The following is a 23,862-nucleotide window of genomic DNA, read 5'->3' as shown; positions in this document are numbered from 1 at the left end:
GTATTTATTGTTACCTTAATAGCCCGAACCGGATCCCCGCACTGAGCAGTCCAAATACAACCACTCCCAGTATGGATGCCGCATACATCAGCCGGTTAGCCCTTTTGATATCCTCCGGCTCCACCGGGCGGATCGGATCCCCGATCGTGGGTTTTTCATATAATTTCCCGAAATAATATGCATTTCCCGCAAGCTGTACATCCAGCGCTCCGGCCATGGCAGCCTCTGTCTGGGCTGAGTTGGGGCTTGCATGATTCCTCCTGTCACGTTTGTAAATCTTTGCCGCGTTTTTTGTATCCATTCCTGTAAAAACAGTTCCTGCCACCATCAGCCATCCGGAGATCCTGGCAGGGATATAATTGGCCACATCATCCAGCTTTGCCGCAATACGGCCGAAATAAAGATATTTGTCATTTTTATATCCAAGCATGGAATCCATGGTATTGATACCCTTGTACAAAAACATCAGCGGCACTCCGCCGATAGCCATATAAAGCATGGGGGCGATCACGCCGTCGGATGCATTTTCCGCAACGGTTTCCACGGCAGCCTTTGTCACGCCGGTTTCCGTAAGCTCTCTGGTATCACGGCCTACGATCATGGACACCGCATAGCGTGCCTCGTCCAGAGTTCCGTTTTTCAGCCGGTCATAAACCTTCATACTCTCATCCTTCAGGGAACGGGTGGCAAGAAGCTGATAGCACCAGAAAACCTCCAGCACAAATCCGGCCACCGGCAGATACCGGTAAAGATAATAAAGCACCAGAAGCGGCACCCCGCCGCTGAACAGACAGACAAGCACTACGATCAGAAAGCCTCCTGTCAGCTCACCGCCGTGATTTTTCGGAAAAATCTTCCGGATCACCTTTTCCAGCACTGCGATCAGATTGCCGATGACACAGATCGGATGATAAAGCCATCTGGGATCTCCGATCAGAAGATCCAGCACAAATCCTATGGCCAGTGCAGGAAGACTATATTTCAGCATCTTTTTTCTGCCTCCGTTCCTTCTTATATTCCAGTGCGTTCTTCAGAAAGCGTGCCGGAACCCTGGGATTTCCGTAATAATAAAGATGCGGAAATCCTGCCATCAGCCTGCCCCGGTCATGGATACAATCCCATCCTCTTTTAGATGCCGGCTTTGCCGCATGAAAATCCTCTCCGCAATCTGTGGAATCAAAATAATGGAATTCATGAGCCGGGATCTCACCAAGTCCGGTATCCTGTTTTTCCGTAAGGGTGATATAGCCGAACCGGTTCAGCTTCGGTGTCCGGTAAGCCCTTCCAGGGATCACCCCGCAGACTCTGCGCTGCTTTCCTTCCATATCCTCCATCTCCTGATGAAGATACATGAATCCGCCACATTCTGCCAGACAAGGCATTCCATCCAGGATAACTTCCCGGATCCGGGTGCACATTTCCTGATTTTCTTCCAGCGCCTCCCCGTTTAATTCCGGGTAACCGCCGCTTAAAAGAAGCCCGTCCAGATCCTCCGGAAGCTCTCTGTCATGAATGGGGGAAAAACGTACCAGCTCCGCTCCCATCTGCTCCAGAAGATTTAAATTATCCGCATAGAAAAAGCAGAAGGCTTCATCATCCGCCACACCGATCCGCACCTTTTCCTCTGTACGGTATCCGAAGGCAGTATCCTTCTGTATCAGCATTTCCGTCTCCGGTGCCGCAAGCTCCGGTGCTTCCCCTGCAAGCTCCAGGATCCCATCGATATCCAGGGTTTTCTCCAGTACCTCGGAAAGCTTCTGCAGACGGCTTTTCAGCTCCGGAATCTCCTCCGGAAGCACCAGCCCCAGATGACGGCTTTCGATCACACAGTCCTCCACCTTCGGAACATATCCCAGCACCTTTACGGAAAGCTCCTCTTCCAGAAGCTTCTTCATCCTGGGATACAGCATGGGAGACATCTGGTTAAAGATCACGCCGCAGATATGACTGTCCTTTTTGTATTCCAGAAAGCCCTTTACATAGGCAGCCAGGGAAACACTCATGCCACGGCTGTTTACGATCAGGATCACCGGTGTATCTGTGGTGGAGGCCAGATCATAGGCGCTGGCTCTGGAGGTGATCCCTCCTACACCGTCATAATACCCCATGACTCCCTCCATCACTGCGATCTCACAGTCCGATGCGTTCTTTGCCAGAAGATACCGGGTTCTGTCTCCATCTGTAAAAAACGTATCCAGGTTTCGGGATCTTGTACCGATCACACGGCTGTGGAACATAGGATCTATGTAATCCGGGCCGCATTTAAAAGAAGCCACCTTAAGGCCACGGTTCACCAGCGCCTGAAGCAGCCCGCAGGTGATCAGGGTTTTTCCGCTTCCGCTGGCACCTGCCGCAAGAAGTATTCTCGGGATCTTCACCTAAATCTCCTCCCCTCTTCCGCTGCAGGAAATGATATAGATCGGATTCTCACCCATCATCATATGATACCTTCCGATAGATTTTGATCTTGCCGCAGACAGCTGTACGATATCCACATCCGTTAGGCTGAAATCTCGTATGGCATTCATGGCTTCCGTCACCGTCTCCAGGGTGATGCAGTTGATCACGATCCGTACTTTTGGATTTTTGTCCAGAAGAAGCCGGATGATCTCGTTCATGTTTCCGGAGGACCCGCCGATAAAGGCATGTGTCGGAACAGGCAGTTCCACCATCGCTTCCGGCGCAGTACCAGGCACAATCTCCAGATTGTCTGTGGCAAATTTCCGCCTGTTCTCCTTCAGAAGAGCAAGGGCATCTTCCTTTTTCTCGATGGCATAGACCTGCCCCTTCCAGGCACGAAGCGCCATCTCAACAGAAACCGAGCCTGTGCCCGCTCCCACATCATAGCAGACAGAATCCTCCTGAAGACGAAGCTTGGACAGAGAAACCGTACGCACCTCTTCCTTTGTCATAGGCGCCTTCCCACGAAGAAATTCCTCATCACAGATCCCGTGAACTGCGGGCAAAGGTAGTGCCTTTTCATTGCACGCAGTTACCACGCTTAACGCATCTCCCCGGTATTCTGTAAGCTCTGCCGCACTGGCATGAAAGATCTTTTCATTTTCGTAGGAAAGATTTTCTCCCACATAGAGGGTCACATCACCCATTCCATACGCAACCAGACGAGAAGCCAGACGAGCTACCCCATCCTCTGTTCCCAGAATGGAAAAAACCTTGGGGTTATGCCGGATCAGGGCGATCAGATTGCAGTCTCTTCCATGAGCGCTGACGATCCTGGCATCATCCCAGGAAAGACCGATCTTCGCCATAAAATAGACAACGGAAGAAATCCCGCAGATCACCTGGACATCACCATCCAGAAGGTCCATCAGCTTCCTTGCGCCGCTGTAGAAGCCCACATCGCCGGAAAGGGCAATGGCTACGGTACGGTACTGTGGATGTGTCTTGATATACTCCACGATCTTATCACTGCGGTACTCATGGAGAACCATCTGCCCCGGCCTCTGTACGGCATCTGTCATACGCTTTGCACCGATCAGAAGCTCCGCCTCATCAAAGGCCTTCTTTCCTTCCAGGGTCAGTGTTTTTTCCGCACCCATGCCGATGCCTACAAGAGAAACCCTCTGTGACAGGGTAAGGCCAAACAGCTTTGCCAGAAATACCCTTGCTTCCGGCAGGGACAGCCCCTCCTCCTGCAATGGTCTTCCGATGATCACAGGTGTGACGCCGCAACGCTGACAAGCCTCCATCTTTTCCGGGAATCCACCTGCCAGACCGGTATCCTTGGTGACCAGATAGCTGCACTGAAACTGTCGAAGCATGGCTTCGTTGATCTCTGTAGAAAATGGCCCCTGCATACCGATGAGATGCTTTCCCTCGATCCCCAGCTCCGCGCAGGAGCTGATCACGGAAGGGATGGACAGCACCCGGGCAAAAAGCCTCTCCTGGTAATCCGGGATCACTGTAAATTTAGACAGCTCCTTGCTTCCTGTGGTAAGAAAAATGTTCCCCTCTGTACCGGAAAGAAGCTCTGCCGCCTTCTCCGTGCTTTCCACATAGATGGCTTCCCTGTTCTTCTCCCCCTCCGGACGAAGGACACGCTGATAGCGGATGCTTCCGTTCTCACAGGCAGTCCGGATATTTTTTGTCACCTCTGCTGCATAGGGATGAGTGGCGTCCAGAACGATCTCCGGCGCTTCCCTTTGGAAAAGCTCCTCCATATCTTCGGTTTTCAGCCTTCCAGCGCTGACATGGAGAAATTCATTTTCCTTCAGAAGGGAGCCGCCATATTCCGTGGCTGCACAGGCATAGACCGGAACATGATTTTCCGCAAGGAACTCACAGAGCGCATAGCCCTCGGTGGTCCCTGCAAAAACAATGGCTTTATACATTCTTATATCCCCTTGGTGTTACCATCTTGCCGTTTACATTCTTAGTCTGTGAATTTCCCACAAATACGGTAGTAAACATATCCACTTCTGTATCACGGAGCTCCTTCAGTGTCATGACCTGTGCAGTCTCGCCGTCACGTGCGATCTGGGCAACCGTGCCGCAGACAGTATCCGGAGACTTGTATTTCATCATCAGATCACAGGCCTTCTGAAGATAATCCTTACGTTTTCTGCTGGACGGATTGTAAAGGCATACCACAAAATCCGCCTGTGCTGCTGCCAGAAGCCTTGCCTCGATCTTCTCCCACGGAGTCAGAAGATCACTTAAGCTGATCAGGCAGAAGTCATGGATCAGCGGTGCACCCAGCACTGCGGCGCCGCCTGTGGCTGCTGTCACACCCGGGATAATGGTCAGCTCCACATCCGGATAGTTTTCTCCCACCTCATACATCAGACCTGCCATGCCATAGACACCGGCGTCACCACTGCAGATCATGGAAACGGTTTTTCCTTTTTTTGCCTCGTCAAAAGCAAGTACACAGCGGTCTACCTCTTTTTTCATCGGTGTGGTCATGAACTCTTTGCCTGCAAAATACTCCTTTACAAGATCCACATACACCGTGTAACCGATGATCACATCACTTTCATTTAATGCACGGATCGCTCTTCCAGTCATCTGGTCATACGCACCCGGGCCAATTCCTACAACATAAATCTTACTCAAAACGTATCCTCCGATTTCCGGCTGCAAGGGCGGTGGTCACACCGTCCCGGCCTGTTTTTTTTCTGATCAGTGTACCCTGTCCGCAACCCAGAACCGCGCTTCTCTCACAGACATTCTCTACACCTGTTATCTTTTTTACAAATTGCGACGGGGTAAATTCACCCTGCACTGCCTTCAGCTCTTCCTCTGTAAAGGTCAGAAAGGGAAGCTGCCAGGCTTCTGCCAGAGAAAGAAGTCCCACCTCTTCCTTCTTCAGATCGATACTGGCAATAGCGCTCAGCGCTTCTCTGTAAACATCCGATTCTCTCAGACATTCCTCTGCCGCCTTCCGGATGGAGGCTGCATCCTTTCCCCTGCGGCAGCCCATTCCCAGAACTGCAGCGGGCGGCACCACATGGACTGTATTTTTAAAGGGCAGGCAGCCTCTGTGGATCGTCACCGCAATACCTGTTTCCGATGCCTCACCGGCTATCTCACCCTTCTCCGGATCCGCTGCAGCTGAGGGCCTTCCGTCCTTCCCGCAAAGCACCAGACCCTCCGGCAGCTCCCCGTCCCATGGAAACTCACTGTAAAAGCCAACGCTCTTTCCTGCAAGAAGGGCCGCAGAAGCCTCCTTTGCAGCCTTCATATGAAAAATAGCACAGCCATTCTTTTTTGCAAAAACATCCACTGCAAAACGGCTGTGAAGATCTGTGGCTGTTGTCACAACCGGCACCGCCTTAAGATATCCGGCACAGCGAAGAGCCAGCTCATTGGCTCCGCCCAGATGTCCGGAAAGAAGCGCAATGACAAATTTTCCGCACTCATCGATCACCAGCACAGCCGGATCCGTCTTTTTTCCGGCAATGTAAGGTGCGATACTGCGCACTGCGATCCCGCAGGCGCCCACAAAGATCACGCCCTCTTTTCCTGTCCGGAACTGTTCCCCTGCCCACTGGGAGGTGGAAACAGAGATCGGATCCGGAAGGTACCGGCTCTTTTTTGCAAGGGTGACACTCTCACCCTCTTTTTCCAGCGCCCTCTGAAGCCTTTCCCCTGTCTCCAGCCCTGTCATACTGAAGCAAATGATGGAAATGTTCATATTTTATTTCGTAGCCTCACGGAACTCTGTGGTAAAGCCCGGATCATACAGCTTGGATCTGTCATAGCTTGCAGCATTGACCGCATCACCTACCAGCATAAGCGCTGTTTTTGTGATCTTGTTCTCTTTTGCTGTCTGGGCCAGAGTACCCACTGTACAGATAAACTTCTTCTCATCGGGCCAGGTTGCCTTGTAGACGATGGCAGCCGGTGTATCCTCACGGTATCCGCCCTCCACCAGTCTGCGGCTCAGCTCCTCCAGCATACCTGTACTGAGGAAAATAACCATAGTCGCATTATGAGCGGCAAAGGACTGAATACTCTCTTTTGCCGGCACCGGTGTCCTTCCTTCCATTCTTGTGATGATCACACTCTGGGAAATATCCGGAAGTGTATACTCCAGGTTCAGTGCAGATGCAGCTCCGCAGAAGGCACTGACACCCGGGCAGGAATCATAGGGGATTCCCTTTTCATCCAGGATATCCATCTGCTCACGGATCGCACCATAGATACATGGATCGCCGGTGTGGAGACGAACGGTCATCTTACCTTCAGCCTCTGCTCTCTCCATAACAGAGATCACTTCCTCAAGGGTCATCTTTGCACTGTTATGGATGGTGCACACATCCTTGGAATACTCCAGAAGCTGGGGATTTACAAGAGATCCCGCATAGATGATCACATCTGCCTCTTCCAGATACTGTTTACCTCTTACTGTAATAAGATCCGGTGCTCCCGGACCTGCTCCTACAAAATGTACCATAATCTATTCCTCTCTTCTGTCTTTGTTTTCTTTGATAATGATCAGGGAATAATATCCTGCATCCTCAGGGATCTCCTCCACGGTCCGGTAGATCTTTTCATCCGGCATTCCGCAGTTTTCGATCATCATGGCCTCTGCCCCCTGGGAAAGAAGCTCCGCCTTCACATCCTTCATCTTCTTTCCGGCCTTCATAAGGACCTTGGTACCGGAAAGCTTCAGCGCATCCTCGATCTGATAGGAAGCCGGGATCACGTGAAGAGGCTCTGCCTTCTCCACAAGTCCGGTGTTCAGACGGGCGGAAACTGCACAGAAGGATGTGATGCCACAGACGATCTCCGTCTCATAGCCCTGAGCCACAAGTCTGTGATGGATATAGAGATATGTGGAATACACGGTAGGATCTCCCAGTGTGAGAAATACCACATCTTTCCCCTGGTCCAGGACAGCCTTAACTTTTTCTGCTCCTGCATCGTGATAGCTCTTCAGCACCTCCGGATCCTTGGACATTGGAAAAGGAACTGCAAGAAGCTCCTTCTTTCCAAGCTCCGGATAAGCCCCCTCCACGATCTTAAACGCTACCGTATCCTCCGGAACCTGTCCCGGAAGTGCGATCACCTCTGCCTCCTTTACAAGACGAAGTGCTTTTAAGGTAAGAAGCTCCGGATCTCCCGGTCCTACACCTACACCATATAATTTACCTGCCATATTTCTTTCCTCCTAACTATATTTTCCAGACAGGATAAAACCTGTCTGTTATTTATATCAAATTTTGTCCCCGGATCAAAAATCTCCATCCGGATCAGGGTTTCACGCATGAAATATCATCCACCCCGACTGCCTGCTCCTGTATCTTATGGATCAGCTCCTCTGCATCCCGGGTCTGCCCCAGCAGTCCGTATACATTGGAAAACACCACAGCACCCAGAAGGATCTGCTCATAGGATCTGTGGTCCAGATAAAACTGGATCTTCTCCATGACCACAGCCATAGTCTCTTTCAGGATACCATAGCTGTCAAGAACAGCCAGCGCCTCATCCGTAGTCCCCGCCTCCAGGATCTCTCTGGCACATTCCAGAGAGCCCCCTGCACGGATGGCACTTGCACAGAGAACCTCCATCCTTCCGTCAGCACAGTGGGAATGGGTATTCATGATCCCGGCGGCAACCTTTACAAACTTACCGATATGAGCGACAAAAAGAATGCCCTTTACGCCCATATCAATAGCCATGTCAATGGTCTCTCCTACATAATTGCTGCACTTGATATTGTTCTCAAAGGGAATGGACATATGCTCCCTGAGATAATCCGCACCGTAATTCCCCGGTGTCACCAGGATATAGTTTTCTCCCTGGCAGAAATGCTGCTTCATCTCCACATGGATGCTTTCGATCAGAGCCTTCTCACTCATGGGCTCTACGATCCCGCTGGTTCCAAGTATGGAGATCCCGCCAAGAATGCCAAGACGGGGATTAAAGGTTTTCTTCGCGATCTCCTCCCCCTGGGGAACGGATACGGTAAGCTTCAGACCGCCCTCGTAGTCATATTCCTGGGCCGCCTCTTCGGCTTCCCGCAGGATCATGGCTCTGGGAACCGGATTGATCGCCGCCTCGCCCACGTTCTGGGAAAGTCCCGGCTTGGTGACACGCCCCACACCGATCCCTCCGTCCAGGATGATCTGAGGCCGGGATCTCTCTGTTTTCTGCTGCTGCCCGGCCTGTTCTGCCGCTGAAATAGAAAACTTCTCCGCTTTTACATAGACCAGGATCCCGTTGGTGGTATCCGGATCATCCCCCGCATCCTTCTGTACCGCACAGGAGACATAGGTTTCGCCCCGGGTAATATCGTGAAGCTGTAATGTGAGAGTGATCCCCTTTGGGGTATCAAGCTCTACCTCGGAAAGAGTCTCACCCGAAAGCAGCATCCGGACTGCACCCCTGGCTGCCCCGGCTGCGCAGGAGCCTGTTGTGTAGCCATAACGGAGGCGCTTGTTGTTTTTTATGACATACTGGTCTTCCAGTCCATTCTTCATATATACGATGCCCTCCTTTTCAGATTACCTTGTGCTCCAGCCATTTGCGGCTGTGGAAACGCCAGGTAAAAATGATCCCACGAACAGTCCAGTCTGCAAACATTCCGATCCAGACACCCATAGGCCCGAAGCCCAGGACACGGATCAGGAAAACACAGAGACAGAACCTGCATGCCCACATGGTACAGCAGGAGGTGATCATGGAAAACTTCACATCACCGGCTGCACGAAGACCATACCCCGGCACGAACGCCATTGTCCATACCACAGGCTTTACGATGGTGATCCATGTGATCATGTGGATGCACATTTCCGCACTGGTACTCTCCATTCCGCCAAGGATCGTCACCGGTCTGACCAAAATATACACGATCAGACAGCTTACGATAATAATTGCCTCTGCAATGACGCAGAGTTTTTTTATGTAATAGACCGCCTCATCCTTGCGGCCGGCACCAAGACACTGGCCTACGATGGTCATCAGGCCCACACCTACTCCGATGGCCGCGATACCATTCAGGTTCTCAAGGATATTGGTCATTGCCTGCGCTGCAATGGCTGCTGTGCCCAGTGTGGAAACCGTAGACTGGATGGCAAGCTTTCCAAGCTGAAACATACTGTTCTCAATTCCCGAAGGGATTCCAAGTCCCAGGATCCGTCCGATCATGCTCCAGTCCGGTCGGATCTTCAGATAATCCTTCACAACGACAGGCTGACGATCCTTGCGCAGCTGCCAGAGAACAACCACTGCACAGAAAATACGGGAAACCAGTGTGGAGATCGCTGCTCCTGCAACACCAAGGTGGAAAACCCAGATCAGAACCGCGTTTCCGCCAATGTTCATGATATTGGAGATCATGGAGATGGTCATAGGCCCCTTGGTATTCTCCTGGGCACGAAAGATCGAAGCCGCAGAATCATAAGCCGCAATAAAGGGGAATGACAGTGCCGTAAAAAAGAAATAAATTTCCGATGCACGCATAACATCCGCATCCACCGCACCAAAGATCAGCCTCAAAAGCGGCTTCTGAAAGATCAGACAGACTGCAGACACCACTACAGAGATCGCTGTGATGATAAAAAGCACCTGCCTGGCAGACATATTCGCCTTCTCATAATTCCTCTGTCCGATATACTGGGCGCAGACAATGGCGCCTCCCGCTGCCAGCGCCGAAAAAGCCTGGATCAGAAGCACATTGATGGAATCCACCAGCGATACCGCAGAAAGAGCCGCAGATCCCACATTGCTGACCATCATGGTATCTGCGGTTCCCATTATCGAATTCAAAATCTGTTCCAGCACTACCGGCACCAGAAGATTACGGATCATCCGGTTGGTAAACATATGCTGCTGTTCCATTGTTACATCCTCCGCCTCACTTATTTATGACCTGACAAAGCAGAAAAAAACGTCTGTATTTTATCAATCACACTTTCTCTGACATTATACCCTTTTCCCGCTCTTTTTCCAATATATTTTCTGTGTTTTTTGTACAAACTGCAAAATGCCGCAGGCGCGAAACCTGCGGCAGTCTTTGTATTTTGTGTTTTTTTATTATACAATTATGTTCCAATGTCACTCGGATCACATCATACTTGTTAAGATGTTTTTTAAAGTCGGCCTCCCTGCTTATCTGCAATCCAGAAAACATCTGCTCAGAATCTGCGCCTTTGCTATAATACGCAGCCAACATATTAGCTGCATAAGATTTTCCGAACCGGCGCGGCCGACTATTGCAGATATAAGCATTTGTTGTATCAAGAACACTGTTTGTGTACTCGATCAGGCCAGTCTTATCCACATATATTCTGGAGTTAAGAGCAACCTGAAATGCACTGTTGTTCGGGTTCACAAATCTTCCCATGCTATTCAGACTCCTTTCTGAAGCTGTTCCTCAAGCACGAGGTTACAACTCACCTGTTTTATTTTGATTTTATCATTTCACAGAGCAAATAACAAGTTGATGGCTGTTTTACTTTGTGCAACATATGCAAATCCCACTCGAACAGTACGTTCTTTCCCGGTTCTGTCAACCATTATTTCATTTTGATCTCGCTGTTATATGAACAGCTCCTAATACTTCTTCTGTTGTGGCATTCCTCCACCGCTTCATCGCTCTGTACCTCCGCTGCCGTTCAGCTCCAACACTGATCTTATCTGCCGGTGCTGTACCTGGAAAATACACACCCTTTTTGTACGGAAGATATGAAGTAACAGAGGACCTGGACAGACCAAGAGCATTTGCAGTTGAAAGGACAGCAGCTTTATGATCCTGTGTTTTTCTGAAATCATCAAAGGTCTCCTGCACCTTCTCCACCACATCCGATGCATGCACACCGGCCGTGATAAGTAGCTTCCGAACCTTAATCGGATTCAGCCCCAGCTCATCTGCAATAGCCTGCAAAGACATCCCGACATCATAAAGCACAACAGGTAAGTGCCTCAAAACATGGCGTAGTGTAATATAACAGTTTTTCTGTTATGATATCTACATCATTGTTTGAGGCACTTACCCCTGAGAATAGATCATCAGCCGGTTGTCATTAGATATGATACGGCCTTGAGGATTATGGGAGTAATTCTGAGATGCAGGCCGCAGGACTTCGCCAAAAGCTGTTGATGATTCCTGGCTTATTCTGGACATAAGATTCGCCTCCTTAATATCAAGTTTTTCTCAGTATATCAAGAAGAAATCCATTCGTCACTACGCCATGTTTTGAGGCACTTACTTTTAAATGATTATCTTTATTGGTATAATAAAAAAATCATTAGGATATTTGAGTCCTATAGAGTACGGACATAGACTTGGATTGGTCACTTAGATAGTCCAAGAAAATGTCCGCACCCTCGGCTCCATGCAAAATATTCGTAACAGTTCAAAATTACTATTTCTTTTCACTTTGTGTTTTCCCCCTTTTGATTACCTTCTGGAAATTTTCTATTAACATTCCAATTACGATACCACCTAAAAGTTGAATGAGGAAACGTAGTATAAACAAAAGCGATGATTGAACATCATTTAACTCTACTTTTCCACACATTTGTATCAAAGCAGTCAAAATGACATAATTAAGTGGAACACCATATAGATAGATTTCCAATGAATATTTATCTATCAAATTAATCAACTTATTTGCATCTAAAATTTTATATTTTTTTGCAATAAACTCGCAAAGTTCATAAAAGAATACCACTCCTATAAAGCTAGTAATAATTGCAGCGAACTTACTTTGCTCCATCAGACCAATTAAATACGATGTAATCCACAGAAAAAACAAAATAATTACATCACACCAATTTAGCCTGAGTTTACAATATTGGTAAAACGAAGTTTCCTTTATTATATACAAAATCATTCCGAACAAAAACCATACCAGATACTTTGCCACTCTATCCAAATAGACAAATTCAGTTATGTTAATAATTTTACATTCAATTTGAATATACACTAGCAAAGCAACAAAAAAGAGGACAACAAGTGTAACTTTTTCACTCATAAAAGTCATTTTATTCCCCAAAAAACGAACACTATAAACAAGCAGGAATATTAAAAATAATGCACTTAAATACCACAGATGATTTTTTCCATACCCAATAAAATAAAGCAGCACATTTCGAATATTGTGAGAAAAATAGTCTGCACACATAAGAATCGGGATATTATACAATATTGTTACAGCAATATATGGAATAAGCAATCTGTGAACTTTTGCAGTTGTCAACGCTGTAAAAGTTTTATATTTTCCCTTTTTTAGACAAAGTGCAAATACATATCCAGAAATAACGAAAAACAGCTGCATATGACACGAGTATATTAGACCTACTAGATATGATGATAATGTCCAAAATCTTGAATGATCTATCACATATGTTGAAGCATCATATCCTAATCCCCTTATATTTGTTGATATTAAATAAAAATTACTATGACCTACTACAACGAGGAGCGTTGCAATAACCCTTAGTATTTTCATTTTATTGTCCTTTCTATCCATAACCTTTCTCCCAATGTTCTTTTTGTCCGCTATAAAGCTGTCGTTTCTGTATCTCTATAACAAGTACTCTTTCAACTGGATGTCGTTTTGCATATTTTCTCGAAATATTCTCTCGATTTACGGTTATTATCTGGCAGTTTTCTGATTGTAAAACCAACCCATATTATTCACGGAACAATATCTGAACCGATAACTATACCATATAACTGAAAAAATAATTCATGCAGTCATAACACACAGGGTAACCGTCAAAAACTTAATCCTCAATACTCAGTATCTGTTCATTATCACATTTCTGAGATAATCGCTCCAACATCATTTCTAAACATGATTTCATGCAATTCGCTCGATTTGCGCTACTCATGTTTGAGGACTTACGTCAAAAAAGCCATGTCAGATTTCAGAGCAATTGTTAAACTGTCAAGGTTCGTTAGTAGTTGATGTACCAGACGTACATTTAGCATACTGGTATTAAAAATTGTCTCATAAAATTCATTCTAATAAGGGACTATTTCAGCCTAAATGTAATATATCTTGCAAAAGAACTGCTTTCGCGTATTATTGATAATGTTAATCGTCTAAAACACTCAAATATTAATTTATCACAAAAAGCGAGGTAAAAACCGTGCCTTGTTATAGAGCATTTGCTATTTTCTAATTTTCATGCTAGATTGGTAGAGTGCAACAGCAATATACAAGGTAAAAATATTCGTACCGATATAAAGCATCTTATTTTCACAGAAGCCAGCTATTATAAAAAACAATATACACAGGCAAATCTTTCTCTCATCTTTTTTGCTCGCATAAATATAGCTAATAACAAGTGTCAAAATCACAACCGTAAAGAAAATCGTTCCAAAATTTATTAATATATATCCATATAGGTTATCAACAGCATTCGTTTCTTCTGCAATGACATTGCTTGTCCAAGAAATAACTTTAATATATTGCCCCAATAATGTGATTCCATTGTTTTTGAATGCAGTATGCATCAAATAGAATCTTGAATTAAAAAGTGAATCCAGAGCAATATAAAACGGTGTTGTTGAATAATTCATTCCTAAGTAAATTGATCCTAATGGAATAACCAAAGTCAACAGACCTGCAATATTAATTGCTATGTGCTTTATCTTCTGTAAAAGCATCCCTTTTACAAAAAAAGAAACAATAGAATCTAAGCATTCTACTAAAATTACACCAGTAATTATAATAGATGATGTTCGACTGACAGCTACACTCCAACATATATAATCAGCAAACAGTAACAACAAATAATCTTGTACCCTAAAGTTCTTATGTTTTTTATAAAACAGATAAATTGCAATAACCATCATCATCGCGCCAAGATTATTTGGATGTGTGAAGCCAAATGCCTGCCTATCTAGTCCAAATCCACGAATATCGTAATCAAAACGATTCAAAATCACTCCGTAATATCCTAGTGCACACACTATAAAAATCAAAGGAACTCTTACTTTTAAATCAATAGCTATCAATTTGTCTATACTCATTCTCGTTGCAGAAAGAATAAAAATAAACGTAATAGCAAATTGATAGTTTCTTGTTCGATACGCAGACACAAAAAATAAGATACCTACTATAATCAGCAAAAAATATTGTTTGATTTTATAATGATTCAAAAATAAGATTTTATACAGCGCAAGAATCAATCCAATACTTGTAAAAGCACTACCAATCACATCTCCCTGCGGAATAGTTGTAAGAGTCAAGATGTATCCGATAATAATCGAAACATAGCTTGCTCTAATTATATCTACTTTTACCTTCATTGGCCTCGCACCTTTCTTTTAACATATTTTCCCAGCATTTGTAATAATCGTTTTTTTTGCTCAGTTGTTGTCATTAAAACTACTGCAATTATCATTTCTGTTATTCCAAAAAATATCACTTTAACAAGCAACATCGCCCAACTATATACACTGGGCCAATAACAATTTATTAAACTTGTCCATAAAAACAGTGCTGCCGTGTTTATAAAATGTAAAATAATCACCGGATAAAATGTTATCATTTTTATATTCAGACAAAATGATGCATACAGCGGTGTATCTATAAAGTGAACACAATTTAACACCATCGTGGTTAGTACAACTGCATATGCTCCAAGATCTGTGTATTTTATTAAAGCATACATTCCTGTTATGTTTAAAATGCCCATAATAATTGTAATCAAGCATGGAACTTTTAATTTCTTCGTTAACGTGAATACATAATATAAAGGATTAACAACTCCTATCAATATATCACTCATTAAAGTAATCATGGCTAATTGAAATAATATTTCATGATTTTGTGACGGAAGCCAAAGATGTAAAAAATCTTCCCCACATGCATTAAATCCAGCTAAAATAATTGCACAGACTGTTCCTGTAATCAGCATTGAATTTTTCAGTAGCTCAATTAACTTTTCCTTATCTTTATGTGAATATGCCTCTAGCTGCTTTGGTCTAAAAGAGCTACTGATTGCTACCACAAGAGTATAGCACAATGATCCCAATGTCTTCGATACTGAAACCATTCCCATAAGAAGTTCTGTAAGCATCTTATTAGTGATGAGTAGATCAAGACCTGAATTCAACAAATTTCCAATATTGTTAATCGCATTCCAAATTCCATTTACTAAAAAATCCTTAATGCATTTTACTGAAAAATCTAAAGTCTTTACTTTAAGCTCATGCGTCAGTCTTTTTGTAAAAACATACTGTACCAACAGCATAATCAATGCTGCTGCAAATGAGGCAATTCCCACATACCAGACATGCGGCTTCATGCTAACACAAGTCACCAAAAGGATTATTGCTTGAATTATATATGAAAAAGCACGAAGCTTTTCTGTTAAATCTAGCCTGTTTTTTATAAATGTAGATACATCAAACGCATTACGAAGTAGTGTACAAATATATCTTCCTAAAACAATGAAGAACAATATTTTAACATCATGTTCCAAACCCAAAGACACATTTATCACATTTTGCAGATTTAAAATTATAACTGTTCCTAGAACAAGGAATATTACTGAAAGAATAATATTTGCAATGAAAATCGATGAATAATATTTTCTTGCTTTCTCAAAATTCTTTTCATGATATGCCATTGCAATATATCTACTCGCAAAAGAATTGAGTGCTACCGAAATAACGTCGATATATGTAATCAATGTATTTGCCAGCGTAACAAAACCATAGGCTTCAACGCCTACATTTTCACTAACATATGGAACGACACAGAAGTTAATCGCCGTATTGACTAAAATTGCTACTATGGACCATATTATATTACTATTCAGTATTTTTTTCATCATTCTATAAAACCACCTATTGTACTTATTCTTCAAGCATCTCCTTAATTGCTTTAGCGACAACATCAAGTGAATTGTACTTGTGTGCCATTTCAAACGCCGTATTTCCTTTTTCTCTCATGCATTCAGGATCATTATTCAAATCATCAATTGCAGCTCTTATAGATTTTTTTATCTGGCCAACATGTTCTTCTATTGTTTGATAATCGTATGTATACATATAATTCTGTCCATAATATTCTTGGACAGTTCCAATATTAGGACAAATCACCGTTCTCCTTAAGGAAAACGCCATCATGGCAGCACTTGAATTTAAGCTACTCTTAATATCCATGGGAAGAACTAACAAGTGAATATCCTTTACAATTTTCTTTAATTCACTAAGTTCAATAAAACGATTTTGGAACGAAACATTGTGCAATGTTTTTATTTTATCAGTTATTTGATTCAAATAGCTCTGATCATTACATTTTCCTATAATTGTGATAACTGTATTCTGCTGCAAGTATTCGTCCTTCAGTGCCTCTAATAATACCTCCACTCCCTTATAGGGCTTTATTTGTCCAAAGAGCAAAACATTCAGTTTTCCACCTATTGGAGCTTCATCCATTTCCCCAACAATACTCTCGTAACTAATTAGCGGTACTTTACAAACTTTTTCTAGGACTTTTTTACTATTTATTATTTTCATCAAAGCAGGTACTGTCTCATCACACAGAACCATAATTTTGTCGGACATAAAAGCCATTACTTTCATCATAAACAAACCAAACTTATAACTATTTTCGTGAGGCTGTTTATTATGCATGACCCATACTATTTTTTTTCCAAGCATTTTGAACTGTATCAAGCGAACAAGTTTTTTGGCAATAATCAATGCTTTGTGATTACCATCTACATTTTCCATCCAATTGTAGAGAATGCAGTCGCTTTTCATAATATTTCCAGTTTGCGGCACAGGCGTATATCCAGCTTTTCTAATAGCTTCAATCTGCAGGCAGATATAATCATTGTCTGGATGTTCATACGGATTAACTATCACATACTGCATTTAATTTACCTCTTTTTCCCTTCAATTTGCATTTCAAACGGATAATTTGTGGGTATTCAAGTACATATGTCAAGCAATATTCCATTTTTTCCCATTTTGATGTGTTTTTCCATATCTGTCTCATTACAGTACGATACTCTTTCTTCTTTCCACTTCTTAGGTACCGCAGAGTCTCTCCTCTTTTTATAGTAAGCACTCTGGCTTCTACCTGATCCGGCAACAATTCATTCAATTCATTCTTGTATTTGCAAGAAATTCTCGAAAGTGCCTGTTGATTTTTTTCCATACTACTTGTTATTTGGCTAGATATATTGGGGAAAATATAATAGTCCACCAGAACATCTTTTAATATTTCAACTTTATAATTCAAGCAAATACGATATGAAAGTTCACATTCCTGCAATGCAGGCATCAACAAGTCAAACATTCCCACATTTACTAAAACAGCTTTTCGCGCCATAATCGTGCTAGTTGTATTCAACCAACTATTAATAAAAAAGCCAAACGGTCGCTTATCTAATTTTGTATTCGAGAAGTCAAAATACTGTTTGTCGCCAAAATCATAAACAAACCTCACTTCACATGAAACAGCACCAAGTTCACTATGTTTTTTTAAATACTCCAGCTGTTTTTGTATCTTATCAGCATGCCATACGTCATCGTCATCCAAAAAAGCTATATATTCCCCTCTGGAATTTTCAATTCCTATATTTCTTGCATAGTTTCCTCCTTTAGATACATTTTGCGGAATTTTGATATACCTAATTCTGTCATCGGTTTTTAGCAATTCATTTGCGTACACTTCGGTATCATCCGAAGAATTATCATCTATAATAATTATTTCCAGATATGTATAAGACTGCTTTTGTATGCTTTCGACTGCCCTCTTCATAAGAGTGCATCTATTATGAGTCGTTACGATTACTGAAACCAAATCATTCTTTTTCACTTCGTTCACCTATTTCCTTCTTTATATAAAACATTCAAAAGCTGAGCAGCTGCCCTTTCCCATGTATACTCATCCAATACTATCTTCGGATTATCAACAGATTCATCCATCAGCTTATCAAGATCAACATTATAATTATATGGATCAATATAATGTGCCACACCCTTATATATTTCAGGCAAACAACTTTTATTTGAAACAACAATGGATGCTCCCACACTCAATGCTTCTAATGGTGGCAACCCAAAGCCCTCGTATAAAGATGGTTGAATCAAAGCTTTACAATGTATCATTAATGACTTTATTTCCTCATTGGTAATATAGCCCGTAAAAATAACATTTTTAGGTACTACCATCTTAAGTTCATTCTCATTATTTGAAAATGCCCCCGTTCCAGTTATCACAAATTTGTATTTAGGATTGTATCTAGCAGCTTCTAATATCCATCTGAAATTTTTATGTTTATACTTGGAACCAAGTGAAAAGAAGAACTCGCATCCATCATTTAACTCTAATCTATTGAGAATTGAGTCATCTTCAGTAGTGGTATTCATATGTTCCCACCCACAAGACACTATGTCTATTCTATTATCTGGAACATGATAATAGTTTTGAACTTCCTTCATTGAATCGTGAGTCAATGTAACAATTTGTACTTTACTCGATTTTGCAACACATCTAGCCTTAAAATAATACATTTTTAAGTAGAATTTATGTCGGTCAAAATTTTCAGGAAATATTTCTCTTATACAATCATGGAGTGCACAAATTCGACACCCCCATATTGGAACAGCACCTGCTAAATCAACTCCAATCGCTTTCTTTTTAGTCACATATATTGGAAAAACTAATTGCTGCCATATATATTTTTCTACCTTAGAACCAATTTTTCCTAGTTCAACAACAGTAATCTTCTTAAATGGGTTCTTCCAGCCACTACTTTTAGGAACTAATAACTCTATTTCAAGGTCGATTCTCCCATCTAACAGCATTTTATCCAATTCCAATAAAATTTGAAGCGTATATCTTTGTACACCGACCGCTTGCTCTAATACCCAATCTCCTGCAAAAACACACTTTTTCATTTTATCATTCTCCAATCAATATAAAAAAGTCGGTTCCAGAGTGATAATCAATCCTGGTTTCCTACGACCTATAATTCTTGCAGGACATCCACCAACTATTTTATAATCTCCAACATTCTTTGTGACACTAGACTCAGCTGCAACCACAGCACCTTTTCCACCTTCAACTTCTTGCGTAATTATAGCTCCAGTACATATATAAGTTTAAAAACTTCTTCAAAGTGAGGCGAATTTAAATCGTGGCTTTCAGTAATTAGTTTTACTTAGCTAACAGCACTTACATTGTTACTAATTTTTATTCTGCCTCTAGCATCTAACAACGTAAACCATCCAATATCGGAATCATTACCAATTAACAATCCTTTTGAAAAAAGAATTTCACCTCTTCTAAAAATAGCTTTTTCCAATTCTTACTCCCCAAAGTTGTGCATACCATTTTCTAATATTGCGACTTGGAATTTTGTTAATTACAACGTTCCCAAATAGCATAACGGGATAATAAAAATACTTTTTCCAATGTGGTATAGAATTATGATCAAATAGTTTCATTTATTTATCCTTTTATTTATCCTTTTATTTATCCTTTCATTTATCATGTCCTTTTGAAAATTTCATTTAACTTTGCTGCTTCGTTTTGCCAAGAAAACCTTTTTACCTGTTGCAAGCCTCGTTTAATCAACTTCTGTTTTTCGATTTCACTCATTGACAAAGCAATTTTAACTTTTTGATTCAACGAATCAAAACTATTGTTTTCAAAATAGATTGCAGAATTTCCTAATACTTCTGGCATGGAAGCCGCATCGGACGAAATCACAGGTGTCCCGCATGCCATAGATTCAAGCGGTGGAATACCAAAACCTTCATATTTTGTTGGAAAAACAAACCAACTGGCACCAGAGTATATTGTTGGCAGATCTTCATCATCTACAAATCCAGTAAAATGAATGTGTTGCAAGAATTTTGCATTATATCCTTTTAGAAAATCGTCCATTTTCCATCCTTTTCTACCTGCCAACACGACCTCTTCTACTACACCATCTTCATATAACGAAGCAAAAACATCTAGCATAAGACGTAGGTTTTTTCTTGGTTCCATTGTTGATAAACACAGTACATATTTTTTTGGCAAGGAGTACTTTTCTTGCGCTTTCTTATACTCATTTGCACTCCTTATTTCCGCATTAAATGTTTCGGATATTCCATTATAAACTACATTCACATTTTCTGGCTTTGCATGAAGAATCGTACAAATTCTTTTCTTTGAAAATTCAGACACTGTGATTATTTTTTTATTATTTAAAGAGGCCTTCCAGTACATCAGTTTAAAGTACCAAATCATATGCTTCTTATTAGTTCCGGGACAATCCCAGCATCCCAAATCATGGATGGTATTATACGTGTTTTTATTAAAAAAGAAAAACGGTGCTGGAAAGGCCGGAAAAAAATACTTATCCGCTCTGATTGCTGACAATTTAGCTGGAAGAACAACTTGATTAAATACAAGTTTATTTCCACCTTTTATCACAATTTTCTCTACATTTTCCTGTTCTTCACAGAAGTCCCTATGGATAGAATTCTTAAACAACAAAACCCATTGGTTTGCACTATTCTTAATCAGTTCTTTCGTGATAGATAAAGCAAATCTTTCTATTCCAGAAAAGTTATCTGCTAATGCTGTTAAATCAATTAATATTTTCATATCTCACCACATTATTTATACTTCCTAATGATTGGAACGATTTTCAGCGCATCCTTCCAATATCGTTTTGCTAATCTTTTGGGATCCTGTGTAATTCTATAAAGCCATTCCAATCCATGCTCAGCCATCCACTTTGGTGCTCGTTTTACATTCCCGGCTTCAAAATCTATGGTAGCCCCAATAGAAATACTCAATGGAACCCTGTTTTCTTTCAAATTTCTATAAATATATTTTTCTCCTTTTGGTGAGCCCAGAGAAACCGCTAAAATATCTGGTTTAGCTTTGTGAATCATTTCTGTGATGGTTCTTAATTCATTCTCGTTTTTTTCAAATCCTAATGGGGGAGAATATGTTCCTACAACTTTTAATCCCTTGTATTTTTGACACAAGTTTGCAGCAGCTTTTGCAGCAATCCCTTCCGCAGCACCAAGAATGAAGATAGTATACCCTTTGTCTGCACACATTTTACACATTTGTGGAAAAAAATCAGATCCCGATATTTTTTCCTTTATTGGTGTTTTCAGAAGCTTTGAAATCCATATCAATGGTTTTCCATCAGCCAAAATCAAATCTGCATTAGAATATATTTCTGCAAATTCCGAATCTTTCTCTAGTGTGACGATGTGATCCAAATTAGGTGTAACCACATAAGCAGTCCCAGATTTACAGATTAATTTTTCTGTTGCATCTACTGCCTCCTGCATGGTCAGATTATCAATATAAGTATTCAATAATTTTATTCTGGCCATTTATTTTCCCCACCATTTCTATAACATTCATACATTTCTTTTAACGCGTCATACACATTATACTGAGGTTCCCACCCCAATTCTTTTCCTATCAAACTACGATCACAGCATATTACCGGCTGATCTGTTGGTCTGATTCTATTTTGATCCACTTCAATTTCAATATGCTGATTACTTAATCCGATAATATATGTCAGCATGTCTTCAAGACTGTACGCATTACCTGAACCTACATTATAAATCTGATTACAGTTGTCACTTTCTACAATCATGCGATATGCACGTACAACATCTTTAACATGACTAAAATCTCGTTTAACTTTCAAATTACCTACTTGAATTTTTCCATCTTTTCCACTTTTGTCAATTTCCGCTACCTGTTTGCAAAAACTAGGCAAAACGAAGGAGTCTCTCTGCCCTATGCCTGTATGGTTGAACGGTCGAACACAATAAATTTTTAAACCATACTGTTCTCTGTATAATTTTGCAAATTGTTCCTGCGTAACCTTTGATATACCATATGGATTATTTGCATTAAGCCGTGTATTTTCATCCAAAGGATTCTCTGAAATCACATACTCTTCGCTCGAACCCACAAACAGGATCCTTGGTTTCTGTTCACTTTTTCTTGCAACTTCCATAATATTCAATGCACCGATAACATTTATTGCCATTGTTGTCTGTGGCATATTCCAAGAAGCACCAACACTGCTGATTGCTGCAAGATTTACAATGATATCTGGCTGGATTTGGCCAATCAACTTTTCAACCTCATTGGCTTGCATTAAATCAGTCCTATAGAAATCGACTTCTGAAGGAAGTGCTGATCCCTCTCCTTTGTCGGTTCCACTCACTTTGTACCCATTATTCAAAAATTCTTTACAAAGGTAACTTCCAACAAAGCCACCTGCTCCAAAAATCAATACTCTACTCATATGTATTTTTCCACCTCTATAATAAAATGGACAGGCAGACATCTATGCTAATCGACCGCCTGCCTGTCCCTCTTAATTACTGAATTCCAGCTTCTTTTTTAGCCAGCTGCAGGTCATGCTCTGCCATAATTGCGCAAAGCTGCTCATAGCTAGTCTTCTGCGGATTCCAACCCAGCTTGGTCTTTGCCTTGGTAGGATCGCCCCACAGGTTCACAACATCGGTCGGGCGATACCACTTCGGGTTTACGCAAACCAGCATCTTGCCGGTCTTTTTATCATAGCCCTTTTCCTCCATGCCTTCGCCCTTCCACTCAAGCTCGATACCATCATTGGCAAATGCAAGGGTGGTGAACTCGCGGACGGTATGCTGCACACCAGTTGCAATCACATAATCATCCGGCTCATCCTGCTGGAGGATCAGCCACATGCATTCTACATAGTCTTTTGCATAACCCCAGTCACGCAAAGAATCCAGATTACCCAGTTCCAAATGATCCTGCAGCCCACAGGCAATACGGCCGGCCGCCAGCGTAATTTTACGGGTAACAAAATTATCACCGCGGCGCTCGGACTCATGGTTAAACAAAATACCATTGCAGCAGTACATGCCATAAGCTTCACGGTACTCCTTCATCATCCAGAAACCGTACTGCTTAGCAACTGCGTAAGGGCTATATGGATGGAACGGAGTGTTTTCGTTCTGAGGAACTTCTTCAACTTTACCATACAATTCAGAAGTAGAAGCCTGATAGATCCGGCAGGTCTTTTCCAGTCCGGCAGTATGAACAGCTTCCAGAATACGCAGAACGCCTAACGCATCTACGTCACCTGTGTACTCTGCGGCATCAAAAGACACCTGTACATGAGACTGCGCAGCCAGATTGTAGATTTCATCTGGCTTTACCTGTAGTACAATGCGGATAATACTGGAAGAGTCCGAAAGATCACCCTCATGAATTGTGATTTTATCCATAATATGATCAATACGAGCAGTTGTGGAAACAGAGGCACGGCGAATGATACCATGAACCTCATATCCTTTTTCAAGCAGAAACTCTGCTAAGTAAGATCCGTCCTGTCCTGTAATACCAGTAATTAAAGCCTTTTTCATTTTATTTACTCCTTTTCTTT

22 protein-coding genes and 1 pseudogene are annotated in these 23,862 nt (G+C 42.2%); all 23 read right to left on the bottom strand.

Annotated features, from left to right (window positions below):
- Nucleotides 1-10 precede the first annotated feature (10 nt).
- The 23 genes and pseudogenes from cbiB to gmd all read right to left on the bottom strand — a co-directional run bounded on the left by cbiB (nucleotide 11) and on the right by gmd (nucleotide 23,842).
- Nucleotides 11-988 (bottom strand): adenosylcobinamide-phosphate synthase CbiB, encoded by a 978-nt coding sequence (cbiB, locus tag BLP57_RS02355; protein ID WP_021650564.1) that lies wholly within the window; start codon nucleotides 986-988, stop codon nucleotides 11-13.
- Nucleotides 975-2,378, bottom strand: coding sequence for a cobyrinate a,c-diamide synthase (locus tag BLP57_RS02350; protein ID WP_022426796.1), 1,404 nt, complete (start codon nucleotides 2,376-2,378; stop codon nucleotides 975-977). Before BLP57_RS02350 ends, cbiB begins: the two co-directional genes overlap by 14 nt.
- Complete coding sequence (gene cobK / locus BLP57_RS02345; protein ID WP_092069125.1) at nucleotides 2,379-4,352, bottom strand: precorrin-6A reductase; 1,974 nt, start codon at nucleotides 4,350-4,352, stop codon at nucleotides 2,379-2,381.
- Entirely contained in the window at nucleotides 4,345-5,076 is a 732-nt protein-coding gene (gene cobJ, locus BLP57_RS02340) for a precorrin-3B C(17)-methyltransferase (RefSeq protein WP_021650567.1), read from the bottom strand. Before cobJ ends, cobK begins: the two co-directional genes overlap by 8 nt.
- Entirely contained in the window at nucleotides 5,069-6,130 is a 1,062-nt protein-coding gene (locus BLP57_RS02335; RefSeq protein ID WP_242872540.1) for a cobalt-precorrin 5A hydrolase, read from the bottom strand. Before BLP57_RS02335 ends, cobJ begins: the two co-directional genes overlap by 8 nt.
- Before the next feature lie 30 nt (nucleotides 6,131-6,160).
- Entirely contained in the window at nucleotides 6,161-6,919 is a 759-nt protein-coding gene (gene cobM, locus BLP57_RS02330; RefSeq protein WP_015524810.1) for a precorrin-4 C(11)-methyltransferase, read from the bottom strand.
- A 3-nt stretch (nucleotides 6,920-6,922) separates the two neighbouring features.
- Complete coding sequence (gene cobI, locus BLP57_RS02325; RefSeq protein WP_092069119.1) at nucleotides 6,923-7,624, bottom strand: precorrin-2 C(20)-methyltransferase; 702 nt, start codon at nucleotides 7,622-7,624, stop codon at nucleotides 6,923-6,925.
- Nucleotides 7,625-7,718: 94 nt separating this feature from the next.
- On the bottom strand, nucleotides 7,719-8,948 hold the full coding sequence (gene cbiD / locus BLP57_RS02320; protein ID WP_092069116.1) for a cobalt-precorrin-5B (C(1))-methyltransferase CbiD: 1,230 nt from the start codon (nucleotides 8,946-8,948) through the stop codon (nucleotides 7,719-7,721).
- A 19-nt stretch (nucleotides 8,949-8,967) separates the two neighbouring features.
- The gene (locus BLP57_RS02315; RefSeq protein WP_092069113.1) at nucleotides 8,968-10,308 is read right to left on the bottom strand and encodes an MATE family efflux transporter; all 1,341 of its coding nucleotides are present in this window, start codon (nucleotides 10,306-10,308) and stop codon (nucleotides 8,968-8,970) included.
- A 208-nt stretch (nucleotides 10,309-10,516) separates the two neighbouring features.
- A pseudogene (locus BLP57_RS18635) lies at nucleotides 10,517-10,813 on the bottom strand (AAA family ATPase); the annotation flags it as partial.
- 177 nt (nucleotides 10,814-10,990) lie between these two features.
- Nucleotides 10,991-11,395, bottom strand: a complete 405-nt coding sequence (locus BLP57_RS02305) for a hypothetical protein (RefSeq protein WP_207646688.1) — start codon at nucleotides 11,393-11,395, stop codon at nucleotides 10,991-10,993.
- 63 nt (nucleotides 11,396-11,458) lie between these two features.
- Nucleotides 11,459-11,593, bottom strand: a complete 135-nt coding sequence (locus tag BLP57_RS18420; protein WP_255363749.1) for a hypothetical protein — start codon at nucleotides 11,591-11,593, stop codon at nucleotides 11,459-11,461.
- Between the two features lie 241 nt (nucleotides 11,594-11,834).
- A complete protein-coding gene (locus tag BLP57_RS02300) occupies nucleotides 11,835-12,944 on the bottom strand; it encodes an acyltransferase family protein (RefSeq protein WP_092069107.1) in 1,110 nt (369 codons plus the stop codon).
- Between the two features lie 647 nt (nucleotides 12,945-13,591).
- Complete coding sequence (locus BLP57_RS02295) at nucleotides 13,592-14,734, bottom strand: hypothetical protein (protein ID WP_092069104.1); 1,143 nt, start codon at nucleotides 14,732-14,734, stop codon at nucleotides 13,592-13,594.
- Nucleotides 14,731-16,266, bottom strand: coding sequence for a lipopolysaccharide biosynthesis protein (locus BLP57_RS02290; protein ID WP_139148819.1), 1,536 nt, complete (start codon nucleotides 16,264-16,266; stop codon nucleotides 14,731-14,733). The genes BLP57_RS02295 and BLP57_RS02290 overlap by 4 nt, the downstream gene beginning before the upstream one ends.
- 22 nt (nucleotides 16,267-16,288) lie before the next feature.
- Nucleotides 16,289-17,314 (bottom strand): glycosyltransferase, encoded by a 1,026-nt coding sequence (locus BLP57_RS02285; RefSeq protein ID WP_092069098.1) that lies wholly within the window; start codon nucleotides 17,312-17,314, stop codon nucleotides 16,289-16,291.
- A complete protein-coding gene (locus tag BLP57_RS02280) occupies nucleotides 17,295-18,272 on the bottom strand; it encodes a glycosyltransferase family 2 protein (protein ID WP_092069095.1) in 978 nt (325 codons plus the stop codon). The genes BLP57_RS02285 and BLP57_RS02280 overlap by 20 nt, the downstream gene beginning before the upstream one ends.
- Nucleotides 18,269-19,348 carry a glycosyltransferase family 4 protein gene (locus tag BLP57_RS02275; protein ID WP_092069092.1) on the bottom strand — a complete coding sequence of 360 codons (1,080 nt, stop codon included), beginning with the start codon at nucleotides 19,346-19,348 and terminating at the stop codon, nucleotides 18,269-18,271. Before BLP57_RS02275 ends, BLP57_RS02280 begins: the two co-directional genes overlap by 4 nt.
- A gap of 263 nt (nucleotides 19,349-19,611) precedes the next feature.
- Nucleotides 19,612-19,755, bottom strand: coding sequence for a hypothetical protein (locus BLP57_RS17755; RefSeq protein WP_175442939.1), 144 nt, complete (start codon nucleotides 19,753-19,755; stop codon nucleotides 19,612-19,614).
- A 185-nt stretch (nucleotides 19,756-19,940) separates the two neighbouring features.
- Nucleotides 19,941-21,047, bottom strand: a complete 1,107-nt coding sequence (locus BLP57_RS02270) for a glycosyltransferase family 4 protein (RefSeq protein WP_092069088.1) — start codon at nucleotides 21,045-21,047, stop codon at nucleotides 19,941-19,943.
- An 11-nt stretch (nucleotides 21,048-21,058) separates the two neighbouring features.
- Nucleotides 21,059-21,796: a WecB/TagA/CpsF family glycosyltransferase gene (locus BLP57_RS02265; protein ID WP_092069085.1), complete on the bottom strand. Its 738-nt coding sequence runs from the start codon at nucleotides 21,794-21,796 to the stop codon at nucleotides 21,059-21,061.
- Complete coding sequence (locus BLP57_RS02260) at nucleotides 21,784-22,731, bottom strand: GDP-mannose 4,6-dehydratase (RefSeq protein ID WP_175442938.1); 948 nt, start codon at nucleotides 22,729-22,731, stop codon at nucleotides 21,784-21,786. The genes BLP57_RS02265 and BLP57_RS02260 overlap by 13 nt, the downstream gene beginning before the upstream one ends.
- A 76-nt stretch (nucleotides 22,732-22,807) precedes the next feature.
- Nucleotides 22,808-23,842 carry a GDP-mannose 4,6-dehydratase gene (gene gmd / locus BLP57_RS02255; protein WP_092069079.1) on the bottom strand — a complete coding sequence of 345 codons (1,035 nt, stop codon included), beginning with the start codon at nucleotides 23,840-23,842 and terminating at the stop codon, nucleotides 22,808-22,810.
- Nucleotides 23,843-23,862: the final 20 nt, after the last annotated feature.

The sequence above is a fragment of the Blautia sp. SF-50 genome, assembly GCF_900101315.1.
In the GTDB taxonomy this organism is placed as follows: domain Bacteria; phylum Bacillota; class Clostridia; order Lachnospirales; family Lachnospiraceae; genus Blautia_A; species Blautia_A fusiformis.
The sequence above is the reverse complement of the archived record's forward strand: the minus strand, read 5'-3'. Positions and strand labels throughout refer to the sequence as shown.